The 16493-nt window shown below is 64.8% G+C and carries 18 protein-coding genes and 1 pseudogene; 13 read left to right on the top strand and 6 right to left on the bottom strand.

What is annotated here, in order from left to right; genetic code table 11:
- Positions 1 to 162 precede the first annotated feature (162 nt).
- From tnpC to HAV22_RS24055, 4 genes and pseudogenes are all read right to left on the bottom strand, one after another.
- On the bottom strand, positions 163 to 1782 hold the full coding sequence (tnpC, locus tag HAV22_RS24070) for an IS66 family transposase (RefSeq protein WP_208296348.1): 1620 nt from the start codon (positions 1780 to 1782) through the stop codon (positions 163 to 165).
- 7 nt (positions 1783 to 1789) lie between these two features.
- Positions 1790 to 2173 carry an IS66 family insertion sequence element accessory protein TnpB gene (tnpB, locus tag HAV22_RS24065; protein ID WP_166862563.1) on the bottom strand — a complete coding sequence of 128 codons (384 nt, stop codon included), beginning with the start codon at positions 2171 to 2173 and terminating at the stop codon, positions 1790 to 1792.
- Complete coding sequence (gene tnpA / locus HAV22_RS24060) at positions 2173 to 2508, bottom strand: IS66 family insertion sequence element accessory protein TnpA (protein WP_166862561.1); 336 nt, start codon at positions 2506 to 2508, stop codon at positions 2173 to 2175. Before tnpA ends, tnpB begins: the two co-directional genes overlap by 1 nt.
- A gap of 258 nt (positions 2509 to 2766) precedes the next feature.
- Positions 2767 to 3639, bottom strand: a pseudogene (locus HAV22_RS24055) (YifB family Mg chelatase-like AAA ATPase); the annotation flags it as partial.
- A gap of 157 nt (positions 3640 to 3796) precedes the next feature.
- Here HAV22_RS24055 and HAV22_RS24050 point away from each other — a divergent pair.
- Both HAV22_RS24050 and HAV22_RS31570 read left to right on the top strand, forming a co-directional pair.
- Positions 3797 to 4093 (top strand): hypothetical protein, encoded by a 297-nt coding sequence (locus HAV22_RS24050; RefSeq protein ID WP_166862557.1) that lies wholly within the window; start codon positions 3797 to 3799, stop codon positions 4091 to 4093.
- 140 nt (positions 4094 to 4233) lie between these two features.
- The gene (locus HAV22_RS31570) at positions 4234 to 4359 is read left to right on the top strand and encodes a cupredoxin domain-containing protein (protein ID WP_267874845.1); all 126 of its coding nucleotides are present in this window, start codon (positions 4234 to 4236) and stop codon (positions 4357 to 4359) included.
- A gap of 119 nt (positions 4360 to 4478) precedes the next feature.
- Here HAV22_RS31570 and HAV22_RS24040 read toward each other — a convergent pair whose 3' ends face one another.
- Positions 4479 to 4727: an accessory factor UbiK family protein gene (locus HAV22_RS24040; RefSeq protein WP_166862555.1), complete on the bottom strand. Its 249-nt coding sequence runs from the start codon at positions 4725 to 4727 to the stop codon at positions 4479 to 4481.
- Positions 4728 to 4995: 268 nt separating this feature from the next.
- Here HAV22_RS24040 and HAV22_RS24035 point away from each other — a divergent pair, with 268 nt between their 5' ends.
- The 4 genes from HAV22_RS24035 (at position 4996) to gshA (ending at position 9151) form a co-directional block, all read left to right on the top strand.
- Positions 4996 to 5742, top strand: a complete 747-nt coding sequence (locus HAV22_RS24035) for a TorF family putative porin (protein ID WP_166862553.1) — start codon at positions 4996 to 4998, stop codon at positions 5740 to 5742.
- Positions 5743 to 5754: 12 nt separating this feature from the next.
- Entirely contained in the window at positions 5755 to 6093 is a 339-nt protein-coding gene (locus HAV22_RS24030) for a P-II family nitrogen regulator (protein ID WP_166862551.1), read from the top strand.
- Positions 6094 to 6103: 10 nt separating this feature from the next.
- Positions 6104 to 7657: an ammonium transporter gene (locus HAV22_RS24025; protein ID WP_166862549.1), complete on the top strand. Its 1554-nt coding sequence runs from the start codon at positions 6104 to 6106 to the stop codon at positions 7655 to 7657.
- A 192-nt stretch (positions 7658 to 7849) separates the two neighbouring features.
- Positions 7850 to 9151 (top strand): glutamate--cysteine ligase, encoded by a 1302-nt coding sequence (gene gshA, locus HAV22_RS24020; protein ID WP_025511598.1) that lies wholly within the window; start codon positions 7850 to 7852, stop codon positions 9149 to 9151.
- A 98-nt stretch (positions 9152 to 9249) separates the two neighbouring features.
- On the opposite strand, the gene HAV22_RS24015 is transcribed toward gshA, so the two are convergent.
- Complete coding sequence (locus HAV22_RS24015; protein WP_229421391.1) at positions 9250 to 9975, bottom strand: class I SAM-dependent methyltransferase; 726 nt, start codon at positions 9973 to 9975, stop codon at positions 9250 to 9252.
- 191 nt (positions 9976 to 10166) lie between these two features.
- Between HAV22_RS24015 and gshB the strand changes: the two genes are divergently transcribed.
- The 7 genes from gshB to HAV22_RS23980 all read left to right on the top strand — a co-directional run bounded on the left by gshB (position 10167) and on the right by HAV22_RS23980 (position 16484).
- The gene (gene gshB / locus HAV22_RS24010; RefSeq protein WP_166862545.1) at positions 10167 to 11114 is read left to right on the top strand and encodes a glutathione synthase; all 948 of its coding nucleotides are present in this window, start codon (positions 10167 to 10169) and stop codon (positions 11112 to 11114) included.
- A 3-nt stretch (positions 11115 to 11117) separates the two neighbouring features.
- Entirely contained in the window at positions 11118 to 11522 is a 405-nt protein-coding gene (locus HAV22_RS24005; protein ID WP_166862543.1) for a PTS sugar transporter subunit IIA, read from the top strand.
- 34 nt (positions 11523 to 11556) lie between these two features.
- A complete protein-coding gene (locus HAV22_RS24000) occupies positions 11557 to 11826 on the top strand; it encodes an HPr family phosphocarrier protein (protein ID WP_166862541.1) in 270 nt (89 codons plus the stop codon).
- A 38-nt stretch (positions 11827 to 11864) separates the two neighbouring features.
- Complete coding sequence (gene ptsP, locus HAV22_RS23995; RefSeq protein ID WP_166862539.1) at positions 11865 to 13616, top strand: phosphoenolpyruvate--protein phosphotransferase; 1752 nt, start codon at positions 11865 to 11867, stop codon at positions 13614 to 13616.
- Between the two features lie 67 nt (positions 13617 to 13683).
- Positions 13684 to 14799: a homoserine O-succinyltransferase MetX gene (gene metX, locus HAV22_RS23990; protein WP_229421397.1), complete on the top strand. Its 1116-nt coding sequence runs from the start codon at positions 13684 to 13686 to the stop codon at positions 14797 to 14799.
- Positions 14796 to 15416, top strand: a complete 621-nt coding sequence (metW, locus tag HAV22_RS23985) for a methionine biosynthesis protein MetW (protein WP_166862535.1) — start codon at positions 14796 to 14798, stop codon at positions 15414 to 15416. The genes metX and metW overlap by 4 nt, the downstream gene beginning before the upstream one ends.
- A gap of 120 nt (positions 15417 to 15536) precedes the next feature.
- Entirely contained in the window at positions 15537 to 16484 is a 948-nt protein-coding gene (locus tag HAV22_RS23980; protein ID WP_166862533.1) for a M48 family metallopeptidase, read from the top strand.
- The last annotated feature ends 9 nt before the right edge of the window (positions 16485 to 16493 follow it).

The following is a 16493-nucleotide window of genomic DNA, read 5'->3' as shown; positions in this document are numbered from 1 at the left end:
GTGACTAATGCGAACCAAGCATTGTTCAAGGAACTTGCAATCCAGGTTTCATTCTTATAAAGGCGACCGTTCAAGCCGAGTTGTTAAGAGGGCTCCGGGGTAAACTGCGAGTAAGGGAGGATTTGGCTGGCTTTACTGGAATGGATGCATCGCTGTAAGCGATCACGCGGCGGTGTGAACATGCTGCCCGCTAAGGTCATGCAGGTCCGACCGTAGCGGATTCTGGGCGAACATCTCCGTCCAGATCCGTGGCGTGAGCTGATGCACCAGTGGCGCAGGATGCTGACCCACACGCTGCAGCACGTCCACGAAGTAGTCGTACGGATTGATATCGTGCAGCCGGCAGGTGGCCAGCAGACTCTGCACGATGCCCACGTGCTTCGCGCCCAGTTCGGTCCAGTTGAACAGCCAGTTTTTCTTCCCCATCGGGATCACGCGCAGGGCGCGCTCGAGGTGGTTCGTGTCGATCGATACCTCCGGGTCATCCAGGTAGACCGACAGGCCGACCCGCCGCTCACGGATGTACGCCAGCGCAGCAAGAAAGGGGCTGCTCGGCAGGAATCCTTGTTTGTCGAACTGCTCGTCGATCCAGGCGAAGAAACGTTCGAGCACAGGTCTCGATTGCGTTTGCCGGCGTGCGAGCTTGGCTTGTCCCATCAGACCATCGTCGCGGATCTGCTGCTCGACCCTGTACAGAGCGGCGATCGCATGGAGTGCCTGATCGGCTTGCGCTGGCTCGATGTCCCTGGCGTCAAAGATTTTACGGCGTGCGTGTGCCCAGCACTGCGCATGCGTGATCCCGGTCTTCTTCGCGTAGTGTTCATAAGCGCTGTAGCCGTCGCTCTGCAAGACGGCGCCATTGGGCCGCTGCAGACCCAGCGCGGTCTCGACGTGCTTCGCCGCGCGGCTGGGATAGTACAGGAAGCATATTTCATCCTGCTCGCCCACGACCGGCCAGAAATACGCCGCCTTCATCTTGCCTGGGCCGGCACGGCCTGCCTTGATCGGTGTTTCGTCCATCGCGATCACCCGGGAACGCCGCACTGACTCCAGTTGGGCGTTGAAGATCGGCTCGAGCAGCGATACCGCGGCCGGCATCAGCTTGGTGAGCCAGGCGCGGCTGACATTGATACCGGAATCCTGCAGCTTGACATGCTGCCGGTACAAGGGCTGGTGGTAGGCGAACTTGTCGATGATCATGCCCGCGATGAAGCTGACATCGGCGCGGCAACCGTCCAGCACGCTCACCGGCGCAGGCGGGCACGACAAGGTTTGCTCCACACGCAGCTTGATGACAGGACGGACGTACTTCAGGATGACATAGCTGCCGGGACGCTGTGCCAGCCGATAGCTGACTTTTTCTCCGATCACCTCGAAGTCCGCCGGATCCAGTCCTGCTGCCGCGTCATTGACAACGGCAATGACCTCGACCGGCACCTTGGACTCGTCAAAGAACAGGGCCGCGTCATCGTTGCCATCGATAAGATGCTTGCTTTTGTTCTTGGGTGCGCGCTCGTGCGCCGCGATCCTGGTCGCCTTGGCTGGCGCCACGTCATCGGGAACAACGTCGAACGCCTCGCCCAGCGTGCCTTGGACACCGTCCGGTTCAGGCATCCGACGCTCGCTCTTCTGTCCAAAGATCTGCCGCTGGAACCACGCTACCTGACGGCGCAGCCGGATGATTTCGCGGTCCTTCGCGTCGAGTAGAGCGCTCATCTCCGGCGCGGTCAATCCCACTGCCGGACTGGCGGTTTCGGGAGCGGAACGGGGATCGGAAGGCATGCCAATATTATAAAGTTTTCGCTGCGGGAACAGGCGCATTTTGGATGCCGACGACAGGTTTTTTGTAGCGCTTGCGCACCTGCTTCGGTTCGATCCCTTCGAGCAGCAGTTTCAGACCCGTCCAGTCCATTTCACGGCTTGCGACATTGGCCCAATTGCTGACGAACCGACCTTGCTCGAGACGTTTGGCCCACACGCACAGGCCGCTGCGATCGAAGTACAGGACGCGGATCTGGGTCGCCCGGCGGTTAATGAACGCGAACAGGTTTCCAGACAGCGGGTCCTGGTGCATGACGTGCTTGGCCAGCGCGTAGAGACCGTCGAACGACAGACGCATGTTGACCGGCTGCCCGTACAGGAACACGCGTACCTGGCCTTCAGGGAAGAACATCAGCGCCTCGTGATCGCTAGGACAATGCCGCCGCCGAGATCGATCCGAATGTCGATCTCGGGAGACGACACCGGCGTCGATGGCGGCGAATGCGCCATCGAAGTCACGCCGCCCGTATCCTTGATGGCGCCGAGATCGATGAATGCCGCCGGCTGGGTTGCCTTGGCCGTGTGATCACTGCCGGCGGCCAGCTTGGCGCGCCAAATATGGAAGCTGGCCGTCGACACCGATTCGTCGCGGCAGAAGGCAGCAATGCTCTTTCCGCTTTGTGCATGCCGAAGCAAACGGCTTCGCCAGGCGGATTCCTTCGAGGTGTAAGATTGAAGCTTGTCCATGTCCGGCTCCGTGTTGTTGAACTCGGAAGGAATTGTGCCGGCCTGACGAATCGAAAGATACAACGCCGCTCAGGAACCGCTTACTCCCAAGAAGCCAACCAAGTAGCTGAGTATCGTGCGGTATAACCGTACGTGCTTGCTGCATCGGGAGGTTTGATTGTCCACTCGAGGTATTGCCCTGCTATAAAAACTACTCATCATGGCCGTTTCGCCAGTCGTTTTTTAAATGTGTAGTCGCGTTAATTGCTGGAATTGACATCCGCCCCCGACGAGGGCGACGCCGGAACTCGTATGGTGCGGGTTGCGGAACGGCCGCCGGCGCCAGCGCTCGATGGCGAAGCTGCCGGCCAGCGACTGCAGCGCGGCCGTCTCCAGCGCTTCCTGCTCGCGCATGGGTGGCAGCAGGCCGGGAAAGCGCGACGCCAGCATGCTCTTGCCGGCACCCGGCGGCCCGATCAACAGCACGGAATGCAGGCCCGCGGCCGCGACCTCGAGCGCGCGCTTGACCTGCGGCTGGCCCTTGACGTCGGCGAAGTCCGGATACACGGGCGGCGCGTTGGACGGCGCGGGCCGGTAGCGCACGAGCCGCGCATCGTCGGCCTTGGCGGCGAAGTGCGCGCACACCTCCAGCAGCGAGCGCGCCGGGTAGATGGCGGCGTCCGCCACGAGCGCCGCTTCGTCGGCGTTCGCCCACGGCAGCACGAACGCCCGGCCCGCCCCGCCATCGTGGGCACCCTGGCGCAGCATCGCGAAGCTCATCGCCAGCGCGCCACGGACCGGGCGCAGCTCGCCCGACAGCGACAGCTCGCCGGCGAATTCGTAACCGTCCAGCGCGGCGGCGGGAATCTGGTCCGACGCGGCCAGGATGCCCAGCGCGATCGGCAAATCGAAGCGGCCCGATTCCTTCGGCAGTTCGGCCGGCGCGAGGTTGATGGTAATGCGCCGGCTCGGCACATCGAAGCCGGAATTCTGCAGCGCCGCGCGCACGCGGTCTTTCGACTCGCGCACCTCGGCATCGGCGAGGCCGACGATGTTCATGGCCGGCAAGCCGTTGGCCAGGTGGACTTCCACGCTGACGGCAGGCGCTTCCATGCCCGCGAGGGCGCGGCTTCGTAGGACGGCGAGGCTCAATCGGATTCCTTCGGCGCTGGACGAGGCCTCATCTTAGGCAGGCGGCAGAAACGCCCGTTGAGAGGGGACAGTCGCGTGCACCGAACTTTTTCGACGAGGCGCGCACTCTGGTAATGTAGCGGGCCCGGCCGCCCGGCCGGCATCGATCCCACCGACCATGCCCCGTCTGATTCTTGCCCTGCTCGTCCTCGCGGTCTTGTTCTGCCTGCTGTGCGGGCCCGTGGCCTATGTGGCGCTGCGCCTGTGGCGGCGCGGGGACCTGGGCGCGTTCCGGCCGTTGCGCGGCGTATGGATCACGCAGGTGGCGCTGGCGTGCGCCCTCGTGTTCGCCGCGGACAGCCTGGGGTTGCACAATCCCATCGGCTATGTGGTGGCAAGCGTGTTTGCCGTCAGCCTGGGCGGCGCGGCGCTGTACGGCATCTGGCGGCTGGTGGTGCGCGCGGGCGCGCATTGAACCTCCGGCTGCCCGGACGGCCCGACCGGCTCGACGGGGAAAACGAGTTTCGGCGGAACAGCGCCAGGCCGCGCAGCCCGAGCAGGATGTTCAACGGTCATCACAACGCGGTGACCAAAACGCACCGTATGGAGGCAAACATGGGCGAAACGGTGCGCATCGAGTTTGGCGTGGGCGGGCGGAACTTCACGTCCGGGTTCCACGTCATCGGCGAGATATCGGACCGGGTCGACGACCTGGACGAGGTGGCGCCTCCGCACCGCTGACGAGCAGTCCCGGATGCGTGCCCGGCGGTGGGGCACGGGCAGTCCGGGAGCCGGACGGCGCCCGCCTGGGACGCCGGACAGCATCAACCATCACATGGGCGTGCAAGACGCCCGCCGGCTCAGACCTTGGTCTCGGCCGCTGCCAGTTTTGCTTCCAGTTCCGCCACGCGCAGCTCGAGTGCCTCGAGCTTGGCGCGCGTCTTCGCCAGCACCTGGGCCTGCACGTCGAATTCCTCGCGCGTCACCAGGTCCAGCTTCGAAAAGCCCTGGGTCATCATCGCCTTCACGTTGCGTTCGATGTCCTTGGCGGGCGAGCTTTCGAATGCCTGGTTGATCTTGTCCTGCAAATCATTAAAAAAGTTATTCATTTCACACTAGTCCCTGAGTGGTCGTTGCGCACCGGGATGGTGCGTACATACCCGAATTGGTGCGTGCACCGTTGCGGAGCACGCGTCCTGGTCTCGTTTACTTTTTGAAACCAAAAAAGTGGGGGTGTTTAGCCAGGAAAACAAGCCGGCACCCGCCTTGGATGGGGATGGCACGCATCCTGCTAATCAACCATCAACCATAACGAGGTCGCAACCTCGGATTGTAAACCGCAACTCAATAACATGTTCAACTACCAAGGGAGTGTCTATGAAGCGTCGTAACAGCAATTGGCCCCGCGTCGCAGTACTGGCAGCAAGCCTGTGGAGCCTCGGTATCGGGCTGGCCGGCGCCGAGGAGCAGAAGCCGGACAACGAAGTGAGCTACAACCTGGCCGTTACGAGCGATTACCGTTACCGCGGCATTTCCCAGTCCCGTCTCGACCCTGCGCTCCAGGGCGGTGCCGATTACACGCACAACCCGACCGGCCTGTACGCGGGCACCTGGCTGTCCACCATCAAGTGGACCAAGGACGCGGGCGGCAGCGGCGACGTCGAATGGGATCTCTACGGCGGCAAGCGCGGCAACATCACTTCCGACATCTCGTACGACGTTGGCGGCCTGTACTACTTCTACCCGAGCAATGGCCTGCATCCGAACGCCAACACGTTCGAACTGTACGGCCAGCTCGGCTACGGCCCTGCCTACGTCAAGTACTCGCATTCGCTGACCAACCTGTTCGGCACTGCGGACAGCAAGGGCAGCGGTTATCTGGACGTCGGCGCCAACGTCGACCTCACCAACGGCTTCACGTTGAACCTGCACGCCGGCCACCAGAACGTACGTCACAACGATGCGCTGTCCTATTCGGACTACAAGATCGGCGTGACCAAGGATCTGGGGGGCTGCTCGGTTGCCCTGGCCTATATCAAGGCCAACACCAGTGCCTATCGGAGCCCGTCCGCGGAAAACCTGGGCAAGTCCGCGGCACTGCTCACCGTTTCAAAAACTTTCTGAAGAGGCAATCGTATGAAAATGATTACCGCCATCATCAAACCCTTCAAGCTGGACGAGGTGCGTGAAGCCCTGTCGGAAATCAATGTCCAGGGCATCACGGTGACCGAAGTGAAGGGTTTCGGTCGCCAGAAGGGCCATACCGAGCTGTATCGCGGTGCGGAATACGTCGTCGACTTCCTGCCGAAGACCAAGATCGAGGCAGCGGTGGACGATGCGATCGTCGACCAGGTGATCGACACCATCCAGACCGCCGCCCGCACCGGCAAGATCGGTGACGGCAAAATCTTCGTCTCCAATCTGGAGCAAGTCGTTCGTATCCGTACCGGTGAAACCGGCAACGAAGCGCTGTAAGGGGAATCCGATGATCCACTCCATCACGAAACTGATCGCAGGCGTCTCCGTCGCCCTGGCGCTGGCCGCATCGGCCCCCGCCATGGCCCAGGACGCTGCAAAACCGGCAGTAGCCGCAGCCCCGGCTGCGAGCGCACCGGCTGCCGACGCCGCTGCCGCTCCGGCCGCTGCGCCGGCCCCTGCCGCTGCGGCCGCTGCCGCCGCACCGGCCCCTGCCGCAGCGCCGGCTGCCGCACCCACCCCGCAGAAGGGCGACACCGCCTGGATGATGGTGTCCACGCTGCTGGTGATCATGATGACGATCCCGGGCCTGGCCCTGTTCTACGGCGGCCTGGTCCGTTCGAAGAACATGCTGTCGATCCTGCTGCAGGTGTTCATGATCTTCGCCGTCATCATCGTCCTGTGGTGCCTGTACGGCTACTCGCTGGCGTTCACGGAGAAGACCGCGTTCATCGGTGGCTTCGACCGCTTGTTCCTGAACGGGATCTGGGATCCGGTCAAGGCGTCGTTCTCGACGGCCGCCACGTTCAGCAAGGGCGTCGTCATCCCTGAATTCGTGTACGTGGCGTTCCAGGGCACGTTCGCGGCCATCACCTGCGGCCTGATCATCGGCGCCTTCGCGGAGCGCGCACGCTTCTCGGCCGTGCTGCTGTTCATCGTGCTGTGGTTCACGTTCGGCTACCTGCCGGTCGCCCACATGGTCTGGTTCTGGACCGGTCCGGATGCCATCACGGCAGCCACTGCCGATGCCGAGGCAGCCAAGGCCGGCTGGCTGTTCCAGAAGGGCGCCCTCGACTTCGCGGGCGGCACCGTGGTGCACATCAACGCCGCCATCGCAGGCCTCGTCGGTGCGGTCCTGATCGGCAAGCGCGTCGGCTACGGCCGTGAATCGATGGCCCCGCACTCGCTGACGATGACCATGATCGGCGCGTCGCTGCTGTGGGTGGGCTGGTTCGGCTTCAACGCCGGTTCGGCACTGGAAGCGGGCGACGTGGCTGCACTGGCCTTCGTCAACACCCTGCTGGCCACCGCGGCCGCCACCTTGTCGTGGGTCTTCGGCGAATGGATCACCAAGGGCAAGCCGTCCATGCTGGGCGGTGCCTCGGGTGCCGTCGCCGGCCTCGTCGCCATCACCCCGGCCTGCGGCTACGTCGGTCCGATGGGCGCACTGATCATCGGTCTCGTCGCCGGCATCGTCTGCCTGTGGGGCGTGAACGGCCTGAAGCGCATGATCGGCGCCGACGACTCGCTGGACGTGTTCGGCGTGCACGGCGTGGGCGGTATCCTGGGCGCGCTGCTGACCGGCGTGTTCGCGGCACCGCAGCTGGGCGGCCAGGGCATCTTCGACTACGTCACCAACAAGATGTCCGCCGATCCGTACTCGATCGGCCACCAGGTGCTGGTGCAGGCGGAAGCCATTGGCACCACCATCGTGTGGTCGGCCGTCGTGTCGTTCGTCGCGTACAAGATCGTCGACGTCATCGTGGGCCTGCGTGTTCCGGAAGAGGAAGAGCGCGAAGGCCTGGACATCACGAGCCACGGCGAGCAGGCTTACCACTCCTGATTGTCAATCCGTTAATTCGGTTCAAAAAAGCGCCCACTGGGCGCTTTCAAAAAAGCGCCTTCTTGGCGCTTTCAAAAAAGCGCCTTCTTGGCGCTTTTTTGTTGCCTGAACGAATATAGGTCTTTAAAAAATGATGGTTCACCCCAATCTCGGCTTACCATATCGCCAAGAAGCCCGAAGGACGTCATTTTTATGGTTCCCCACCTCGCCACTGCCGTGACCGGTCCCCTGCTGGACCTGGAAAAGAAAATCCTCGAAGCCACGCCCGCGATCGAACGCTGGTTCCGCCTCGAGTGGCAGGAGCATACGCCGCCGTTCTACTGCTCCGTGGACCTGCGCAACGCGGGCTACAAGCTGGCGCCGGTGGATACGAACCTGTTCCCGGGCGGCTTCAACAACCTGTCGACGGAAATGCTGCCGCTGACGGTGCAGGCCGCCATGGCCGCGATCGACAAATACTGCCCGGACGCGCGCAACCTCCTCCTGATCCCGGAAAGCCATACGCGCAATCCGTACTATCTGCAGAACGTGCAGCGGCTGATGCAGATCTTCCGCCAGACGGGCCTGCACGTGCGCCTGGGCTCGCTGTCGCCCGAGGTGACGGAGCCGACGCCGCTCGCCCTCCCGGACGGGAACATGCTGGTCGTGGAACCCCTGGTGCGCTCGCCGAACGGCCGTCGCGTGGGCCTGGCCGACTTCGACCCGTGCACGATCCTGCTGAACAACGACCTGTCCGCCGGCATCCCCAGCATCCTGGAAAACGTGCACGAGCAGTCGCTGCTGCCGCCGCTGCACGCCGGCTGGGCCGTGCGCCGCAAGAGCAATCACTTCAAGGCGTTCGACGAAGTCGCCAAGAAGTTCGGCAAGCTGATCGACATCGACCCATGGCTCGTGAACCCGCTGCACAGCAAATGCGGCGAGGTCAATTTCCAGGAAGACGTCGGCATGGAGTGCCTGGCCGATAACGTGTCGGCGCTGCTGTCGAAGATCAAGAAGAAGTACAAGGAATACGGGATGAAGGACCAAAAACCCTTCGTCATCGTCAAGCCGGATGCGGGCACGTACGGCATGGGTATCATGACCGTCAAGGATGCGAGCGAGGTCAAGGACCTGAACCGCAAGCAGCGCAACAAGATGTCCGTGATCAAGGATGGCGTCACCGTCACGGACGTGATGATCCAGGAAGGCGTGCCCACGTTCGAGTCGATCAACGACGCGGTGGCGGAGCCGGTCGTGTACATGATCGACCGCTACGTCGTCGGCGGCTTCTACCGTGTGCACGCGGAGCGGGGCGTCGACCAGAACCTGAACGCGCCGGGCTCGCAATACGTGCCGCTCGCGTTCGCGCAGCAGCATGCCGTGCCCGACCTGAAGGCCAAGCCGGGGACGGCGGCGCCGAACCGCTTTTATGTGTACGGCGTCGTGGCGCGGCTTGCGTTGCTGGCGGCGTCGCTCGAGCTGGAGCGGACGGATCCGGATCCGGAAATTTATTGACGCCGTTATTGGCGCACCGAGTCATAGGGTGGGCACCCGGTGCCCACGCGAACGCCAACAAACCGCAAACGTCACGCGTGGGCACAGGGGTGCCCACCCTACGGCATATCCGCCTGACGCTCCGTCTCCGGCTTTTGCGCCATGTAGATGAAATGCGAGCGCAGCGGCGGCAGCAAGGTCGCCAGCGTTTCCGGGATCAGCCACGGCAGCGCCGCCAGCACCCGGCCCAGCGGCGGCAGCAGCACGAGGGTGCGGTAGTGACGGCTGGCCGCGGGCCAGAAGCGCAGCAGCTCGACGTCCGTCACCTTGCGCACGTGGACATTGCGCGGATTGCTGTAGCGGAAATCGAAGATCATCGTCCAGCCGCCGGGGCGTAGCACGCGCCACATGTCGGCGGCCAGGCCGCGCCGCATGTCGTCGTCGAGGATCGAGGAAAACACGGTGTGCGCGCAGACGAGGTCGAGGCTCGCGTCGGGAAAGGCGTCGAGGTGGCCCAGGTGCCAGTGGACGCCGGGCGCCGTGCGGGCGCGGGCCTGGTCCAGCCGGTCCTGCTGGAGTTCCGTGCCGGCGAGATGCGCGGGCAGGGCGCCCCAGTCGATCAGCTGGCGCAGGAAGCCGCCGTTGCCGCAGCCGACGTCGAGCGCGCGCACGGAGGACAGGTCGCGCCCGACCGTCAGCGGCAGCAGCGCCGCCAGCACGCGCGACCGCGCCGCCGTCTGGCGGACGACGTCGGGCCGGTACCACGCGTACTTCGCCAGCGCGGCGCCCCCATGCCATGCGCGGTAGATCCGGTTGATCCGCTCCTGTTCTGCTCCGTCGTTCATGTTCCCCTCCTGCGATGCCATCTTCCCGATCGGGCAGGGAGCACGTTTGAGGGGACGCAAACGTCGGAGGAATGGATGACATTTTGCCAAGAGGAAGCTGCCCCGGTAACCCGTCCCCCGGCCGTGGCCGCCTTTCCGCGAACATCCGCGTTTCCGGCTAAAATCGTGGCATTGCCTTCCCTGGGACCATCATGAAAATCGCTTTTCTCGCCGATCCGCTGTCCGGCTTCAAAATCTACAAGGACTCGACGTTCGCGATGATGCGCGAGGCGGCGCGGCGCGGCCACCGGCTGTATGCCTTCGAACAGCGCCACATGGTGCTGGAAGAGGGCGTCGTGACCGCCGAGGCCACGGAGATCACGCTGACCGGCGACGCCGACGACTGGTACCGCGAAGGCGACACCGATACCGTGCCGCTGTCCGACTTCGACGCCGTCATCCAGCGCAAGGACCCGCCGTTCGACATGGAGTACGTGTACGGCACTTACCTGCTGGAGATGGCCGAGCGCCAGGGCGCGCGCGTCTTCAACAAACCTCAAGCGATCCGCGACCACAACGAAAAACTGTCGATCGCCCAGTTCAGCCAGTTCACGTCGCCCACGCTCGTCTCGTCGTCCGGCACCCGGCTGCGCGCCTTCCACGCCGAGCACGGCGACGTGATCTTCAAGCCGCTGGACGGCATGGGCGGCGCCGGCATCTTCCGCGTCCGCGACGACGGCCTGAACCTGGGCTCCATCATCGAGACACTGACGGAGAACGGTGCGCGCACGATCATGGCGCAGAAATACATCCCCGCCATCGTCAAGGGCGACAAGCGCGTGCTCGTCATCGACGGCAAGCCGGTCCCGTTCGCGCTGGCGCGCATCCCGCAGGCGGGCGAAGTGCGCGGCAATCTCGCCGCCGGCGGCACCGGTGTCGCGCAGCCGCTGTCCGAGCGCGACCGCGAGATCGCGGAAAGTCTCGGCCCGGTGCTGGCCGCGCGTGGTCTGTTGCTGGTAGGATTGGATGTGATCGGCGATTTCCTGACCGAGGTGAACGTCACCAGCCCCACCTGCTTCCAGGAGATCACCGACCAGACCGGTTTCGACGTCGCGGCGATGTTCATCGACGCCGTCGAGGCCCGGGTAACAGGAAACTGACACATGGTAGGTATTCTGCTGATGACCCACGCTCCACTGGGCCAGGCATTCATCGCCGCGGTCGCGCACGTGTTCCGCGGCCCGACGGAGCGCTTCGAAGCGATCGACGTGACGGCGGACCAGGACACGAACGAGATCAACGCCCTGGCCAAGAGCGCGATCCAGCGCCTGGACGAAGGCGACGGCGTGCTGGTCATCACCGACATCAAGGGCGGCACGCCGTCGAACTGCTGCAATTCGCTGGCGGAGGCGGGACGCGTGGAAATCATCGCAGGCATCAGCCTGCCGATGCTGCTGCGGGCGATCACGTACCGGCGCGATACGCTGGACGTGGTGGTCGAGATGGCATTGGCCGGCGCCCAGAATGGCGCGGTCAGGGTAGACAACCGGATCCGGCTCGGCACTTGAGCGGACCGACAACGAGAGAAACGACAACTACAACATGATTCAACAGGAACTCGAGATCGTCAACAAGCTGGGCCTGCATGCCCGCGCGTCCGCCAAATTCACCCAGCTGGCCGCCAAGTTCCAGAGCGACGTCTGGCTCACCCGCAACGCGCGCCGCATCAACGCCAAGTCGATCATGGGCGTCATGATGCTCGCGGCCGGCAAGGGCGCCAAGGTGACGCTCGAGGCGGACGGTCCCGACGAACAGGAATGCATGGCGGCGCTCACCGCGCTGATCAACGACAAGTTCGGCGAAGGCGAGTAATGCCTGATCCACGAGGCGGACGTCACCCGGGACCCTCCATGGCATCGTTCACACTGCACGGCATCCCCGTCTCGCGCGGGATCTCGATCGGCCGTGCGCACCTGCTCACGCCGGCCGCGCTCGACGTCAAGCACTACCTCGTGCCGGAAGAGCAGGTCGAGGCCGAAGTGAAACGCCTTCAGGACGCGATCGCCGAAGTGCACCGCAACCTGCAGGAACTGTGGACCGAGCTGCCGAAGGAAGCACCGACGGAGCTGGGCGCGTTCATCGACGTGCACGTGCTGATCCTGTCCGATCCGATGATCTCGGAGGCGCCGCTCGACATCATCCGCAGTCGCCACTACAACGCGGAATGGGCGCTCGTCACGCAGATCGACGAGCTGTCCGCGCAGTTCGACGAGATCGAGGACGAGTACCTGCGCGAGCGCAAGCAGGACATCCAGCAGGTGGCCGAGCGCGTGCTCAAGGTGCTGATGGGGACCGCGCTGCCGGCCCCGCCGCCGGTCGGCGAAGATCACTTCCAGCCGCAGATGATCGTCGTCGCGCACGACATCTCGCCGGCCGACATGCTCGCGTTCCGCGACCGCTCGTTCGTCGGCTTCGTCACGGACGTCGGCGGCCAGAACTCGCACACGGCGATCGTCGCACGCAGCCTCGACATCCCGGCCGCCGTCGGCATGAGCCAGGCGTCGCGCCTGATCGAGCAGGACGACTGGGTGATCGTCGACGGCGATGCCGGCGTCGTCATCTGCAACCCGAGCGCGCTCGTGATGGAGCAGTACCGCGCGCGCCAGGCCTCGCTGCTGAAGGCCAGGAAGCGCCTGCTCAAGCTGAAGAAGACGCCGGCCGTCACGAAGGACGGCACGCCGATCACGCTGCTCGCGAACATCGAGCTGCCCGACGATTGCGGCCCCGCGCTGGACGCGGGCGCCGTCGGCGTGGGCCTGTTCCGCTCCGAATTCCTGTTCATGGGACGCGGCGCGCAGGGCCTGCGCGTGCCGGACGAGGACGAGCAGTTCGAGCAGTACCGCAAGGCCGTGCTGGCGATGAAGGGACGGCCCGTCACGATCCGCACGCTCGACGTGGGCGCCGACAAGCCGCTCGACCAGACCGAGCACACGGCGCTGAATCCGGCGCTGGGCCTGCGCGCGATCCGCTACTGCCTCGCGGAACCGCAGATGTTCCTCACGCAGCTGCGCGCGATCCTGCGCGCTTCCGCGTTCGGCAAAGTGCGCATCCTGATCCCGATGCTGGCGCACGCGTTCGAGATCGACCTGACGCTGAACATGATCGCCCAGGCCAAGGCCCAGCTGCGCGAACAGAACGTCAAGTTCGACGAGGCGGTGGAAGTCGGCGCCATGATCGAGATCCCGGCCGCCGCCCTGGCGCTGCCGATGTTCGTCAAGCGCCTCGACTTCCTCTCCATCGGCACCAACGACCTGATCCAGTACACCTTGGCGATCGACCGCGTCGACTACGAGGTGGCGCACCTGTACAATCCGCTGCACCCGGCGGTACTGAGCCTGATCGCGATGACGATCGAGGCCGGGCACAAGGCCGGCATCGACGTGGCCGTGTGCGGCGAGATGGCGGGCGACGTCAAGCTCACGCGCCTGTTGCTGGGCATGGGCCTGCGCGAGTTCTCGATGCATCCGGCCCAGCTGCTGGCCGTCAAGCAGGAAATCCTGGCCAGCGACCTGACGCGGCTCGTGCCGCGCACGCGGCGCATCCTGCGCGCGATGGAACCGACGGCCATCGCCGAAGCCGTGGAGCAGCTGCAGTCCGTCTAGTCATCGCACGCAACAAACAATATAACGAGTCTTCATGGGATCGATCGGAATAGTCTCCCCCCAGGCGATGCACTTCGCCGAACCTTTACGCCTGCGCAGCGGCGCGGCCCTCGGCGATTACACGCTGATGTATGAAACGTACGGCACGCTGAACGCCGACAAGTCGAACGCGGTGCTGATCTGCCACGCGCTGAACGCGTCGCACCACGTGGCGGGCCATTACGCCGACCAGCCGAAGAGCGCCGGCTGGTGGGACAATATGGTCGGCCCGGGCAAGCCTGTCGACACGGACCGCTTCTTCGTCATCGGCGTCAACAACCTCGGTTCCTGCTTCGGTTCCACGGGCCCCATGCACACGAACCCGGCCACCGGCAAGCCGTACGGCGCCGCATTCCCCGTCGTGACGGTGGAGGATTGGGTGGCGGCGCAGGCGCTCCTCGCGGACCGTCTCGGCATCGAACGCTTCGCGGCCGTGATGGGCGGCTCGCTGGGCGGCATGCAGGCCCTCGCATGGAGCATCATGTTCCCTGAGCGCCTGCGCCACTGCATCGTGATCGCGTCGACGCCCAAGCTCTCGGCGCAGAACATCGCGTTCAACGACGTGGCGCGCCAGGCGATCCTCACCGATCCGGACTACCGCCGCGGCGACTTCTACGAACACGGCGTCGTGCCGAAGAACGGCCTGAAGGTGGCGCGCATGGTCGGCCACATCACGTACCTGTCGAACGACGACATGGCCGAGAAATTCGGACGCAAGCTGCGCAACGCGGCCGAGAACAACGAGTACAAGTTCGACTTCGGCATCGACTTCGAGATCGAGTCGTACCTGCGCTACCAGGGCGACAAGTTCTCCGAATACTTCGACGCCAACACGTATCTCCTGATCACGAAGGCGCTCGACTATTTCGACCCGGCGCGCGAGCACGGCGGCAACCTGGCGAAGGCGCTGGAAAACACGCGCGCCCAATACCTCGTCGCGTCGTTCTCGACCGACTGGCGCTTCTCGCCGGAGCGCAGCCGCGAAATCGTCGAGGCCCTGCTGGCCAACCGCCGCAAGGTCACGTATGCCGAGATCGACGCGCCGCACGGCCACGACGCCTTCCTGCTCGAGGACGCGCGCTACATGAACATCGTGCGTGCCTACTTCGAGCGCATCGCGGGCGAGCAGAAGGAGGCCGCATGAAATTCGAAGACCTGAGCACCCTCCGTCCCGACCTGGCATTCATCGCGCACTGGGTGAACGAGCGCGCGCACGTGCTGGACGTCGGCTGCGGCGATGGCGCCATGCTGCGCTACCTGGAAAAGGCCAAGCACTGCACGGGCTATGGTGTGGAGATCGCCGACGACAAGGTCCTGGAAAGCACGCAGCGCGGCATCAGCGTGATCCAGCACGACATGGAGCAGGGTCTCGACCTGTTCGCCGACGACGCGTTCGACATGGTCCTGTGCCTGTCGTCGCTGCAGATGATGCAGCACGTGGAGGCGCGCCTGCGCGACATCGTCCGCGTCGGCAAGGAGGCGATCGTGTCGTTCCCGAACTTCGCCTACTGGCCGCACCGCGCCGCGCTGCTGAAGGGCCGCATGCCCGTGTCGCGCTCGTTGCCGTACCAATGGTTCGACACGCCGAACCTGCGCTACGCGACGATCTACGACTTCAAGGAGCTGGCCGAGAAATGCGGGCTGGAAGTGCTGGAATACGTGGCGCTGGCCGAAGGCAAGCCCGTGTCGTTCCTGCCGAACCTGCGCGGCAGCCTCGCCGTGTTCCGCCTGCGCAAGCGCGATCTCGTCGGCCAGGCCTGACCGTCCGGCGGCCCGCGCTTGCACGCACGGGCCGCGCACGTCATCATACGCTCGCGTAACGTGTTGTACGTACGCGTCCGCTGCGGGCATGATGTCGTTAGAACTCTGCAGGAGAAAACCATGAACCCAATCTTCAAGACCCGGGCGCGTACCCGCCGGGCGGCCGCCGTGCTGGCGCTGTGCGCGTCCGTCTGTGCCCCGACGCACGCCGCGCGCGCCCAGGACGACCGTCCGAACCAGGACCAGGTCGTGCAGGACGGCATCGCCGTCAAGCCGCTCAACCGCAACCGGATCGGCAGCGTATGGCGCGACATCGCCGCGCCCGAGCAGGTCGTCAACGAGCAATCGGCCCAGCAATACCTGGCGCTGATGAGCAAGGCCCGGCAGGAAGGCGCCCTCGTGCCGGAGTCCGATCCGCAGGTGCGGCGCCTGCGCGCCATCGCGCGCCGCATCATCCCGAACACAGTGCGCTGGAACCCGGATGCGCAGCAGTGGAAATGGCAGGTCAACCTGCTCAGGTCCGACGAGGTGAATGCGTTCTGCATGCCGGGTGGCCGCGTCGCGTTCTACACCGGGATCATCGACAAGCTGCGCCTCACGGACGACGAGATCGCGGCCGTCATGGGCCACGAGATCGCGCACGCGCTGCGCGAGCATGGGCGCGACCGCCAGAGCAAGGCGACGGCCACGGGCCTCGCCAGCCAGCTGGGCGGCGCAGCGCTGTCCGCGTGGCTCGGCGTGGACGTGCGCGGCGCCACGAACGCGGCCGGCCAGCTCCTCGTGCTGAAATTCTCGCGCGACGAGGAACGCGAGGCCGACCTCGTGGGCCTGGACATCGCTGCCCGCTCCGGCTACGACCCCCGCGCCGGCATTGCCCTGTGGAACAAGATGGCCGTGTTGAACCAGAGCGGCGCGCCGATCGAGCTGCTGTCCACGCACCCGGGCGGCGGCGAACGCATCGAGCAGATCGAGAGCCACATGAACGTGCTGCTGCCGCTGTACGCGCGCAGCAAGGGCACCACCGTCGACCGGCTGCCGCCGTACCGCAGCAACGTGGCGCAGCGCTAAACGAGGGCA

The organism is Telluria antibiotica (assembly GCF_011682055.1).
GTDB lineage: Bacteria > Pseudomonadota > Gammaproteobacteria > Burkholderiales > Burkholderiaceae_D > Telluria > Telluria antibiotica.
The sequence above is the reverse complement of the archived record's forward strand: the minus strand, read 5'-3'. Positions and strand labels throughout refer to the sequence as shown.